Origin of the sequence: Vreelandella alkaliphila, from assembly GCF_016107625.1 — a bacterium.
In the GTDB taxonomy this organism is placed as follows: domain Bacteria; phylum Pseudomonadota; class Gammaproteobacteria; order Pseudomonadales; family Halomonadaceae; genus Vreelandella; species Vreelandella alkaliphila.
Genome location: NZ_JABASV010000010.1, coordinates 56,244 through 68,224 on the forward strand (window position 1 = coordinate 56,244; position 11,981 = coordinate 68,224).

Consider the following 11,981-nt stretch of genomic DNA (forward strand, 5'->3'; position numbering starts at 1 on the left):
CAGAAGTTGGCTATTCTGCGGTGGCATTCTCAGCGTTTAATCATTCTGTTAAATCATCCCTACGCCGCTGGCATCGGGCGTTGGTGACCAGTGTGGTAGGTGCCGCCATATGCGCAAGCCCTGCACTGTATGCCGACTTCAGCCAGCTTGGTCAGTTAGAAAGCAAAGGCTTCTCAATTAGTGCTGAAGCACGCTTACTGGATGCGGATACCGGCAGTAATACATTGCTGGGTAGTCTGAATCCTGAGCGTCAGCTATCGCCAGCGTCTGTCACCAAAGCCTATATGTCTGCTGCGGCACTCAATCGTTTTGGGCCCCAGCATCGCTTTACTAGCCAGCTTGTCAGCACAGGTAGTGTGGAAAATGGTGTATTGCGTGGCGACTTGGTATTTGAAGGTGGGGGCGATCCAGGCCTTACAACTGAAGACCTTTGGCGGTTAGTGCAACGTCTGCAGCTGGCTGGTGTGCGCGAAGTGGATGGCGCGCTGGTGGTCAGTCAGTGGCGCTTTGGCCCTGTTGAGTGTATTACCACGGACCGCTGTAATGCGCGTACCCGAGTCACCAATGCTTACAGTGCGCCGCTCACCTCGGCAGGTGTCAATTTTGGTAGCTGGTGCGCCAATATAGCCCCTGCTGCGGCAGCGGGAGAGCCTGCCCGTGTGGGGTTATGCGATAGCCAGGCGCCGTTAATTGCTATTGATAACCAAGTTATCACGCGCCCAGCTAATAGTGGCACTGACATCAGTGCAGAACGGATTACCGATGAGCGCGGTGATGTTCTGCGTCTTACCGGGCAAATTTCAACCAATGCCGCGGCTCGTGATGTTTACCGTGGCGCTGGTGATGCGGCAGAGAAAACGGCTCAAGTATTGTTAAGCATGCTAAATCAGGCGGGTGTCAGCGTGCGAGATCCCTGGCGGGTTAGCTCCACGCGTCCGCCCAGTAGTGCACAGCGTTTGGCAGCCGTTGACAGCAAGCCGCTGCAGGAGCTGCTGCTGCGTACCATGAATTACTCCAATAATTACATGGCTGATGTGCTGGCGCTGAACCTGGTGGAAACACCCCAAGCGCAATTGCGCCAAGCGGGGGAGGCGATAGAAGCCTATGTGAACAGCTTGTCGGGCCATGGTCCGTTAACCTTATACAGCGGCAGCGGACTGACGACTGATAACCGTACCTCCGCCCACGGCGTCAATGTGATGTTGGAGGATATGTTCCGCCAGAGCGCCTTGTTCCCCAGTTTTGTCGCCTCTTTCCAGTCGCCTGCCAATGGGGTCATGCGCTTTATTCGCCGTGGTTCTCCAACGTTTCAAAATAACGTGATGCTGAAAACAGGCACGCTCAATCAGCCGTTTGCTGTTCGCGCCGCGGCGGGCTATTTCCGTACCGCCCAGGGGCGCTGGGGCGTTTTTAGTGTGCTGGTTAACGGCACTGGCAGTACGCCTTATCTTAGCTGGCCCGAGGTATTAGATCCGCTGTCGCTGGATTTAGATGCGATGATATTGGCTAATTAATCTTAATCTTACCGCTGAGGCAACAGGCATGAAGCCAGGACATACGGGGTTAACCCATTTAATGCACTCAACGCGCTATTCATGGAAAGGGCTAAAAGCCGCTTTTAGAAATGAAGCTGCGTTTCGCCAAGAAGTGGGTATTACAGCGGTGTTGCTGCCGCTGGCTTGGTGGATTGGAGAAGGGCCCATTAGCTGGTTGCTGCTGGTTGGCAGCCTGTGCCTTGTGCTGATTGTGGAACTGCTTAATAGCGCTATAGAGAACGTTGTTGATCGTATTGGCACCGAGCATCACGAGCTCTCAGGGCGTGCTAAAGATATTGGCTCGGCGGCGGTTATGCTGTCATTGATCATGGCAGGCTTAACCTGGGGGCTGTTAGGCTGGCAAAAATTGGTGGGCTAAATTGCTTTTATTCAGCTCATGCAGCGACCCGCTTTATCAACAAACATAATAGACGCTTGGCAGAGAGGTGGTTATGCAGTTAGACGACGCGTTTTTCCCCCAAGTTGGGCTGCCAACAGCGCTTAAGCCCGCCGCTCAGCGCGCCTGGCAGCGATTAAGTGAAGCGCTTAGCCAAGCTGATAATATTGCCTCAATGACCCAGCAGTCGTTGCCTTCCAGTAGTTGGGAGGCACTTTCTGATGCGCGTCGTGAAGCGTTAGCCAACGTCGTAACCGTCTCAAGCTTCGCTCTAGATACCTTGGCACGCTTTCCACACTGGCTGATTGATTTAGATGTAGCTGGCGAGCTGGATGCGATAGCAAGTAAGGAGTCGCAAGCGAGTTGGTTAGATGATGCGCTGGAAAATGCCGATGATGAAGAGGCAATGCATCGCGCTATTCGCCGTTTCCGCCGTGCCCGCATGCTCGGGATTGTGTGGCGCGATCTTAATCGTCCTGATGGCTACACCATGTGGGACACTGCTCAGGCAGTCTCGTGGCTGGCGGAAGTCTGTATTGAAGCCGCGCTCAGCTGGCTTGAGCGTTTTTACGCCCCACGCTGGGGATTACCTGCGGCCCGCAGAGATGGCTCGTCCCAGCGGTTGGTGGTGCTGGGTATGGGTAAGCTCGGCGCGGGTGAGCTGAATCTTTCCTCAGATATTGACCTGATCTTCGCCTTCCCTGAAAAAGGTGAAACCGAAGGCGGGCGTAAGCCCCTTGAGCACCAAGAGTACTTCACCAAACTAGGTCAGAAACTGATCGCCGCTTTAGATGCCATGACGGCCGACGGTTTCGTATTTCGCGTTGATATGCGGCTGCGCCCACTGGGTGATGGTGGCCCACTGGTGGGCAGTTTCTCGATGCTCTCCAGTTACTATCAGGATCAGGGTCGTGAGTGGGAGCGTTATGCCATGCTCAAAGCGCGTCCCGTCGCAGGAGATATCGATGGTGGGCATGAATTGCTCGCAAGTCTCAGGCCGTTTGTTTACCGCCGCTACCTGGATTTTGGTGCGATTGAGTCGCTGCGTGAGCTAAAGGCGATGATCAATCGCGAGGTGAAGCGCAAGGGCATGCAAAGCAATATCAAGTTAGGGCCTGGTGGAATCCGGGAGGTTGAGTTCGTTGTCCAGGCATTTCAGCTGATTCGCGGTGGACGTGATACCGAGCTTCAAGTGACCTCACTCAAGACCGCCCTTCATCGATTGCCTGAACTGGGGCTGTTGCCTCAAGCGGTTGTCGATGAGCTGCTACCCGACTATGCGTATCTTCGTGACATGGAACACGCTATTCAGGCGCTAGAAGACCGTCAAACCCAAACGCTACCCGTTGATGATGAAGATCGGGAACGGGTAGCGTTTGCTTTGGGACATGAAGATTGGCCTGGGCTTATCGCGCGGCTGGAGGAAGTGCGCGAACGCGTTCGTCAGCACTTTGATGCGGTGATCGCTGACCCCGAAGAGGATAGCGATGCAGAGAGTAGCGACGATAACCTTGGCCTGTCTCAGTGGCGGTTATTATGGCGCGGCGAGCTAGAGCAGGAAGAGGCGGCAGCACTGCTAACTGATGCTGGTTTTATAGAACCAGAGAAAGCGCTTAAACGTCTGCAGAGCCTTTACCATTCTCGCCAAGTGCAAAGCATGCAGCGTATCGGCTTTGAACGGCTGGATGCGCTGATGCCGCTACTACTGGTTGCCGTTGCCGAAAGTGAATTGCCGGATAACGCGCTTAGTGGTGTCCAGCCGCTGATCGAGTCGGTGCTTAGGCGAACCGCTTACCTTGCGCTGCTGCGTGAAAATCCACAGGCGCTTGAGCACCTAATGAAGCTGTGCTCGTCCAGTCACTGGATTGCAGAGCAACTTGCGCGTTACCCGATACTGCTGGATGAGCTACTAACGCCGGATACGCTTTACACCCCCGCTGACAAGTCACGCTTGGCAGACGAGCTACGCCAAACATTGAGCCGCTTGCCAGAAGATGATGATGAGGCGCAGTTGGAAGCGCTTCGCGTGTTTAAGCATGCGCAGATGCTTCACGTTGCTGCATCGGATATCGCTGGAACACGCCACTTGATGAAGGTGAGCGACTACTTAACGTATATCGCTGAAGTCATTCTAGATGCCGTGCTAGCGATGGCCTGGAAACATGTCACGCGGAAACATGGTGTTCCAGAAGGCCTCAATACACGAGAGCCAGCGTTTTTGATTGTGGGGTACGGCAAGCTGGGGGGCATTGAACTTGGTTATGGCTCTGATTTGGACTTGGTGTTCCTTCATGATAGCGACGGAAAAGGCACTACCGATGGTGCTCGGCCCATCGATACAGCGGTCTTTTTTACCCGTCTAGGCCAGCGCATTATCCACCTCTTAACCGCAGTAACGCCTGCCGGCAGCCTTTACGAGGTTGATATGCGCCTTCGCCCTTCGGGCAATGCAGGCCTGTTGGTGACCTCTTTAGATGCTTTTGCGGATTATCAACGCCAAAACGCCTGGACCTGGGAGCACCAAGCGCTGGTACGCGCGCGCGTTGTCGCCGGTAGTAACGCGCTGGCGAGTAAATTTGATGCGATCCGTGGTGAGATGCTGTGTCGCGAGCGTGACCCGCAAGCCTTAAGAGACGACGTTGTCAGCATGCGTCATAAAATGCGTGATCACCTTGGTTCTAAAGGGCAGGGTTCAAAAGGGACGGCCTCTAAAGGGCAGCCAGGTAGTGCGGACGGAGAGGTGTTTAGTCTAAAGCACGATGTGGGTGGCATGGTCGATATTGAGTTTCTTTGCCAATACGCGGTGTTATCACTAGCTCATGACACGCCTGCATTAATCACGTATAGCGATAATATCCGCATTTTAGAAACCCTCGCCAAGAGTGGTCATATTACCGAATCAGAAGCGGAGCAACTGCGGGAAGCGTATCTCGCTTATCGTAGCCGTACCCATCGTGCGGCATTAACCGGGGAAAAAACTGTCGTTGATGCACAGGCATTCAAAGCCCATCGCGATGTGGTTATTGCACTTTGGCAGCGTTTTCTTGAACCTTGATTGGCGAGATGAGTGTTTTTAAGTAGCATCGATAGGGAAGATAGCCTGATAACAATAAGGAAAAGCTCCCTATGCATGCAACAGTTTGTCTCTGCGCCCGCCGCTTGGCGGAGGGCGTATGATCGGTCATATTCTCGCAACGCTGTTACCCGTGTTCTTAATTGCTGGCTGTGGTGCGGTTTACGGGCGTTATCGAAACCCTGATATTCGCAGCCTTAACACGCTCAATATGGAGCTATTTGTTCCACTACTGGTATTTGCCGTGTTGGCTGATCGCCAAGCGCCTTTGGCGGACTATGCGTGGCTTGCCACTGCGGCGGTGGCCGTCGTGCTAGGGTCTGGTCTTGTGCTTTGGCCGGTTGCTAAATGGCTATCGCTGGACACAAAAGTGTTCTTGCCGCCGATGATGTTCAATAACTCTGGCAATATGGGGGTACCGCTACTGGTGCTCGCCTTTGGACCAGAGGCCCTGCCGGCTGCAGTGGTCGTGTTTATTGTTGAAATGCTGCTGCATTTCTCAGTAGGTCTTTATATGTTGGACCCGCGCACGTCACTTTGGCGACTGTTACGAATGCCCATCGTAGCTGCGAGCCTAGCAGGGCTAGTCATCAACGTTGGAAATGTACCGTTGCCGAGCTGGCTGTTAGAAGCAATGCACATGTTAGGGGGAATCTGTATTCCACTGATGCTCTTTGCATTAGGTGTTCGATTGCTGGAAATTGATTTTAATGACTGGCGAGCAGGCTTGTTGGGAGCGCTCCTCTGCCCACTTTCTGGCTTAGTGATCGCACTACCGCTCATGTGGTTACTACCATTGAATCCGCTACAGACAGCCGTGCTACTGGTATTTGCTGCACTGCCGCCTGCGGTATTGAACTACTTAGTGGCCGAGCAGTATAAACTGGCACCTCAGAAAGTCGCTTCGTTGGTGCTCATCGGCAATTTAGGGAGCTTAGTCGTTATGCCACTGACGTTAGCAGCAGCGTTCGCCTGGATTCAAGCGCCGCTTTAACAGCGGCGGTAGTCAGCAACTGATTAAGACCGGTGGTGGTCGTCTTTCACTTCGTAACTACCTTCTATTGCGTCGTGCTGGCTCGTAGAGGTATCCCTGTAAGCATAACCGCCACCAACATCCTGAGCGTTGTCAGCGCGCATCTGCTCCATGCGTTTTTTCATTTTATGGCGGACAAAGGGCATCATTGCCCAGCCAATGAGCAGGAAAAAAAGTCCGAGTACAACACCGACGATCATCAGTGCACCAAACGCTAACCACGTCAGTAGCAGTTTAATACTGCCCATCAGGCCGGTCGGCTGGGTCTGGGCTGCCCGAGCACGCCACTGGTTAGCAGCTTGCCACGCGGCATTGCGTTGATCACGATTCATTTGCGGCATGAAAGCCTCCATCGTTCATATGCGTTCCATTGGAACACAGGCTGGGTATCAAGTTCCTGCTCAGAGTTAACATTTCTTCATTCTGGCCGTGAAGCAGTTTTGTACGAATATGTTAGGTTAAAAATCATGCCGTTTAATGTTCAGTACAAGATCTGGATTTCAAAAAAACTGCATTTATCGGTACATTTTACGCTGTTACACACAATGCTCATTTAACAGGATGGTTATATGGCAAATCATGGCGGTAAGTCGGTATTTGTCGCCTCTGCGGTGATTATATTCGGCTTGGTTGTTATTGGCGCTGCATTCCCAGAAGGCTTTGGTAATGCAGCCCAAGCAGCGCTCACATCAATTACGGAACTGTTTGGCTGGTTCTACTTATTTTCAGTGTTTGGCTTTGTAGTTTTTCTGGTTGGCTTAGCATTGAGTAAGTATGGAAAAGTGCGCCTTGGCCCTCAGGACAGTACGCCCAGCTACAGTTTTTTCTCGTGGATTAGCATGCTGCTGGCGGCTGGGTTCGGCGTTGGGCTGGTGTTCTACGGTATGGCTGAACCAATGACGCACTATATCAACCCTCCCTATGGTGACGTGCCTGCTGAAACTGACGCTGCTGCGCGCTATGCAATCCAATACAGTTACTTTAACTGGGGCATCCACCAGTGGGCAGCATTTTCTGTTGTGGGCTTAATTATTGCCTACTTTCAATTTCGGAAAGGGCAAGCAGGGCTGGTGTCTTCAGTACTCTCTTCAGTGACGGCTAAGCATCCCCGGGTCCGTCCTTACGCATCATGGCTAGATGTTTTTGCTGTGGTCGCCACCGTTATGGGGGTTGCCACCTCGCTTGGCTTAGGTGTGCTGCAAATGAACGGTGGGCTTAATGCGGTGTTTGGTTTGCCGGAAAATGGCTTTTGGCAGTTTGTCATTCTGTTTGTCATGTTTTGTGCTTACATGGCATCGACATGGTCAGGCTTGGATAAAGGCATTAAGCGGTTATCAAACCTAAACATGATTTTATGTATTGGCTTGATGCTCTACGTATTAATCACCGGCCCTACTATTGCTATTTTAGAGACTATTACCCTGGGTCTTGGCGATTACCTGCAAAACTTTATCGGTATGAGCCTACGTATTTCGCCCTATAGCGATAATGAATGGGCGAGTAGCTGGACCATTTTTTATTGGGCATGGGTCATTGCCTGGTCGCCGTTTGTGGGTACCTTTGTGGCGCGTGTTTCCCGCGGCCGCACGATCAAAGAGTATGTCTTTGGTGTGTTGTTTGTGCCACCCCTATTAGCCTGTTTATGGATAGGTGTTTTTGGCGGTGCCGCGCTTAATTTGGAAATGTCGAGCAGTGATGCTGGATTGGCTGCCGCCACTGAAGCCAATATTACCGTAGCGTTGTTTGAGATGTTCGAGCTGATGCCCTTTACCGGTGCATTATCGGTAGTTGCTATGTTGCTCATCTTCATTTTCCTGGTGACGTCGGCAGATTCTGCTTCCTACATCGTGGCGCAAATGACCGACAATGGCTCCATCAATCCGCCACTTTATAAGCGTATTATTTGGGGAGTATTGATCGCCGCCATTTGTTTAACACTGATTGTGGCGGGTGGACTTTCTGGCCTGCAGTCAGCGGCGGTGCTTTCGGCATTACCGTTTACCTTTATTTTGTATATGATGATTGTAGTGCTGGTTCGTGAGCTGCGTGTTGACCGTAAGGCGATGCTAACGCAGCTATATCGTCGCCACGGGGAAACGCCGGTTGGTGCTGATGCATTTGAAGCTGAGCAGTTAGGCGAGGAAGAACGCCTACGCCGTGCTCCAAGTGTCGTCAATCGCCGCATTAATAGTTAAATTATTCGCTGATTTATGGGGAATGCACACATGGATAAGGCGTGCTGATGGCCCGGCAAGGACACCACGGCGCCACGCGAAAACAGCCCAAAAGGGACGTTTTTGATCGCTGGCTGGATCGCCTCGTCACCATCGCTGTTATAACAGCGATGGTGGTGGGTATTGCGGCAGTGGTAGCGCACTGGTTGCTATGAATCAGAACGCCAAGGATGGCAAAAGCAATAATGTTCAGCGTTTCACGCTCGGCTATGCCGAGCGTTTGCTTTTTTAAGGTCCCGTCTGCGGTTAAGCCGCTTTACTGAATAATCACCTGCCCTATTATCGTCATGAATTAGCTGTCCTTAATAGGGTAATGACGCTACTACACACTTTTTTGAGAGAGCCTGCATGCTGCCTGCTAACCCCGCCAAGGTTGCTCCCACCTACGCATCGCGACGTGAAATATTTGGTTGGGCAATGTTTGACTTTGCCAACCAGGCTTACACCTTGCTCATCATCACGGTCGTGTTTGGAGAACTGTTCACGACGGTAATCGTAGGTGATCGAGGTGATGGCTTTCGCCTAGCGAATTTTTTGTGGAGTCTCGCGCTAGCATTGAGCTATCTAATGGTCGTATTAACTGCCCCGCTCTGCGGTGCCGTAATGGATTATCGAGCAGAAAAAAAGCGCTTTTTATTGATCAGTTATCTCGCCACTGTGGCGACAACCGCCATGCTTTACTTTGTCGAGCCTGGTTACGTAGTCGCGGGACTGCTGTTAATTATACTTTCAAACTATGCTTACTCGATGGGCGAGTCGTTTATTGCCGCTTTTTTACCGGAGTTAGGCCCCCCTAATGCGCTGGGTAAAATTTCTGGGTTTGGCTGGGCGCTTGGCTATATTGGTGGCCTCTTTGCCGCTGGTTTTACGCTGATGGTGCTAGGGGAGGCGACCGCCGATAACTTTGAGCGCATACGTTGGGTAGGTCCTTTTGCGGCTGGCTTTTTCTTAGTAGCGGCGCTTCCCACCTTCCTATGGATGAAAGAGCGAGGTATGCCTCAACCCCATGCTGTTTCCTATCGACGTATTGCTTTACAGCGTGTTCGCTCAACATTTACTGAGCTGCGCTACTTTAAAGACTTAACTGTCTTTTTAGTGTCGCTGTTATTCTCAATGGCAGGTGTCTACATCATTATTGCGTTTGCTTTTATTTATGGCGCTCAGGTGATTGGTTGGGATGAGAGCGTGCGCAATATTATGTTTATTATTGTTCAAATAACGGCAGCGGCAGGCGCATTGGGCTTTGGTTTTTTACAGGATAAATTGGGCGCCAAGCGCACGTATCAAATGACACTAGCGTTGTGGGTCATCGCTATTGTATCGATATGGGCGACGCCAGAGCTGACTGACTGGGTTAACAGCCATTACGCCGTGCAGTGGCAAGCACAGTACGTTTTTCTGGTGGTCGGCTGTCTGGCGGGTCTTAGTCTAGGGTCTAGCCAATCAGCTAGCCGAGCGCTGGTCGGCGTATTTTCACCACTGGAGAAGTCAGCTGAATTTTTTGGCTTCTGGGGGCTCGCCAACAAATTGGCAGGCGTATTCGGCATTGTCATGCTGGGCATTTTGCAAACGTTAATTGGTTTGCAAGCGTCTATCCTATTATGTGTAGCACTGTTTGTTATCGCGATGTTGATATGCGCTGGCGTGAATGAACAGCGTGGGCGTGATGCTGCACTTGCCTGGAAAAGGAGCGCTTAGTTCGGAGGTGGCGTATGAAAACCCTCGCTACGCAACGAGGTGGTATTGTCATAATGCTACTCTTTTGGGTGCTGCTATTGGCTGCTGGCACATGGCTGTTGGATGGTGGTTTCGAGAAGGTAATGACGCCGAATGCCCATGTGATGTACGCCTCCGCCGATGACGGATCTGTCAATTTGACGCGTAATCGTGCTGGCCATTTTGAAGCACCTGGGAAAATTAACGGGAAGCCGGTGACCTTTTTGTTAGATACCGGGGCGACTTATGTTGCAGTACCGCGCAATTTAGCTAGCGAGTTGGGGCTAAAGCCGGGACGCAGTGCTTGGTTTAACACCGCGAATGGTCGCGCAGAGGGCACGTTGACACAGCTAGATGAAGTTGTGTTAGGCAACATACGTATGAATGGCGTGCAAGGGTCTATAAGCCCTGGTATGGAAAACGATACCGTACTACTTGGCATGAGTTTTCTTAATTTATTGGTGATTGAAATACGTGGCGGGGAAATGGTGCTGAGCCTGCCTGCGGAGTGAATGTTACTTGTCTGCATCGAAGCAGTGTGCTTAGCTAAAAATTCATGGAAGCAAACACGCTAAGGAGTAGTTATGGGTATTGAAGTAGGTGGACTGCTAGGGCTTATCTGGCTCATCATTGTTGTCTGGGCCATTGTTAAAGTTGCTAAGAGTTCAGCCGGTGGGCTGGCAAAGCTGTTATGGATCTTGGCACTATTATTTTTCCCGTTAGTTGGACTGATCGCGTGGTTTCTATTTGGCCCTAAAGGGTAGCGGGCAACACACTATTTCTAAAAAATAAAAGGCGGGCCACCTCTGTGGTCTGCCTTTTTAGTAATCTAGCGATCGGGTTACCTAAGCGTCGTGAAGCGGCTAATAGCGTGAACCGTTTTATTCTCTTGGTGGCGCTTTGTAATGCCCAGGAATCGTCAGCTTCTCTCCATTAGGCAGATCGCGCACTTGAGTGGGTACGTAAACGCGCTTGATAACACTTTTTGTTTTGCTGTTTCCCATAATGTCCTCCTTCTGCCAGATTATCGACAGTTAGCGAAGTCACATTAGCGTTTGGCGGTGCGAGAATCAAGGTGTCTAGCAGGCAAACCATTACATAGGGTATGGGGAAAGAAGTAAGGGGGGCAGGCGTTTGAACGGTTTTGAGGTATCCTGGAAGATATTGCAACCTGCGGTTACATAGGGTGAGCGGGTGATAACACAAACTGCCTAAGCGGAGTGAATATAAAGGATGGTAGACCACTTGGAACAGCAATTTCAGGCGCTTGGGGCTCAAGACGCCGCCACACTTGGCTATCCCGATCAAGATCATGTGTTGATTATTGAAGATGACCAGCGCTTGGCAGAGCTGACCCGCGAATATCTGGAGGCAAATGGCTTTCAAGTGACGCTAGAGGCGGATGGTGCAAAAGGCGTGGATCGTATTTTAACACTTCAGCCTGACCTGGTGATTTTGGACTTAATGTTACCAGGCGAGGATGGTTTGGCTATCTGCCGTCGTGTTAGGCCCAACTTTGCTGGTCCTATCATGATGCTGACGGCCCGCACTGATGATCTTGACCAGGTGCTGGGTTTGGAAATGGGGGCCGATGACTATGTTCCAAAACCGGTTCAACCCCGCGTCCTATTAGCACGTATGCGTGCGTTACTTCGTCGTGCCGATGCACCAGCGCCTGGTGGTGAGATGCGCCTGCGCTTTGAAAATCTAGAGATAGATAACGCAACACGTGAAGCCTGGCTTTCCGGCGAGCGTATTGATCTCACCAGCGCGGAGTTTGATCTGCTGTGGCTGTTGGCGAGCAACGCAGGGCGTGTATTAACCAGAGAAGAAATTTTTAATGAGCTGCGTGGCATTAAATACGATGGACAGGATCGTTCAATTGATGTGCGGGTCTCGCGTATTCGTCCCAAGGTAGGCGACGACCCTAACCAACCGCACCGGATAAAAACAGTGCGGAGCAAAGGCTATCTTTTTGTCAAAGACAGTTAAC

12 protein-coding genes are annotated in these 11,981 nt (G+C 51.5%); 10 read left to right on the plus strand and 2 right to left on the minus strand.

Annotated elements, in window-relative coordinates:
* The first annotated feature begins 92 nt into the window (after nt 1–92).
* From dacB to JFC11_RS15005, 4 genes are all read left to right on the plus strand, one after another.
* Entirely contained in the window at nt 93–1,514 is a 1,422-nt protein-coding gene (gene dacB, locus JFC11_RS14990; protein ID WP_198349892.1) for a D-alanyl-D-alanine carboxypeptidase/D-alanyl-D-alanine endopeptidase, read from the plus strand.
* A 28-nt stretch (nt 1,515–1,542) separates the two neighbouring features.
* Nucleotides 1,543–1,914: a diacylglycerol kinase gene (locus JFC11_RS14995; protein ID WP_038478183.1), complete on the plus strand. Its 372-nt coding sequence runs from the start codon at nt 1,543–1,545 to the stop codon at nt 1,912–1,914.
* 73 nt (nt 1,915–1,987) lie between these two features.
* Nucleotides 1,988–4,987, plus strand: coding sequence for a bifunctional [glutamate--ammonia ligase]-adenylyl-L-tyrosine phosphorylase/[glutamate--ammonia-ligase] adenylyltransferase (glnE, locus tag JFC11_RS15000; protein ID WP_038478180.1), 3,000 nt, complete (start codon nt 1,988–1,990; stop codon nt 4,985–4,987).
* A 118-nt stretch (nt 4,988–5,105) separates the two neighbouring features.
* Complete coding sequence (locus tag JFC11_RS15005) at nt 5,106–5,999, plus strand: AEC family transporter (protein WP_120386355.1); 894 nt, start codon at nt 5,106–5,108, stop codon at nt 5,997–5,999.
* 23 nt (nt 6,000–6,022) lie between these two features.
* Here JFC11_RS15005 and JFC11_RS15010 read toward each other — a convergent pair whose 3' ends face one another.
* Entirely contained in the window at nt 6,023–6,379 is a 357-nt protein-coding gene (locus JFC11_RS15010; RefSeq protein ID WP_038478174.1) for an FxsA family protein, read from the minus strand.
* Nucleotides 6,380–6,607: 228 nt separating this feature from the next.
* On the opposite strand from JFC11_RS15010, the gene JFC11_RS15015 reads away from it, so the two are divergent.
* From JFC11_RS15015 to JFC11_RS15035, 5 genes are all read left to right on the plus strand, one after another.
* The gene (locus JFC11_RS15015) at nt 6,608–8,233 is read left to right on the plus strand and encodes a BCCT family transporter (RefSeq protein ID WP_120386356.1); all 1,626 of its coding nucleotides are present in this window, start codon (nt 6,608–6,610) and stop codon (nt 8,231–8,233) included.
* A gap of 47 nt (nt 8,234–8,280) precedes the next feature.
* Nucleotides 8,281–8,427 carry a hypothetical protein gene (locus JFC11_RS15020; protein ID WP_167457105.1) on the plus strand — a complete coding sequence of 49 codons (147 nt, stop codon included), beginning with the start codon at nt 8,281–8,283 and terminating at the stop codon, nt 8,425–8,427.
* Between the two features lie 193 nt (nt 8,428–8,620).
* On the plus strand, nt 8,621–9,970 hold the full coding sequence (locus tag JFC11_RS15025) for an MFS transporter (protein ID WP_198349867.1): 1,350 nt from the start codon (nt 8,621–8,623) through the stop codon (nt 9,968–9,970).
* Between the two features lie 14 nt (nt 9,971–9,984).
* Nucleotides 9,985–10,500 carry a retropepsin-like aspartic protease family protein gene (locus JFC11_RS15030; RefSeq protein ID WP_198349868.1) on the plus strand — a complete coding sequence of 172 codons (516 nt, stop codon included), beginning with the start codon at nt 9,985–9,987 and terminating at the stop codon, nt 10,498–10,500.
* 72 nt (nt 10,501–10,572) lie between these two features.
* Entirely contained in the window at nt 10,573–10,752 is a 180-nt protein-coding gene (locus tag JFC11_RS15035; RefSeq protein WP_038478161.1) for a PLDc N-terminal domain-containing protein, read from the plus strand.
* Nucleotides 10,753–10,869: 117 nt separating this feature from the next.
* On the opposite strand, the gene JFC11_RS19115 is transcribed toward JFC11_RS15035, so the two are convergent.
* The gene (locus JFC11_RS19115; RefSeq protein ID WP_267900561.1) at nt 10,870–10,992 is read right to left on the minus strand and encodes a hypothetical protein; all 123 of its coding nucleotides are present in this window, start codon (nt 10,990–10,992) and stop codon (nt 10,870–10,872) included.
* Between the two features lie 229 nt (nt 10,993–11,221).
* Here JFC11_RS19115 and JFC11_RS15040 point away from each other — a divergent pair, with 229 nt between their 5' ends.
* A complete protein-coding gene (locus tag JFC11_RS15040) occupies nt 11,222–11,980 on the plus strand; it encodes a winged helix-turn-helix domain-containing protein (protein ID WP_038478158.1) in 759 nt (252 codons plus the stop codon).
* Nucleotide 11,981 lies beyond the last annotated feature (1 nt).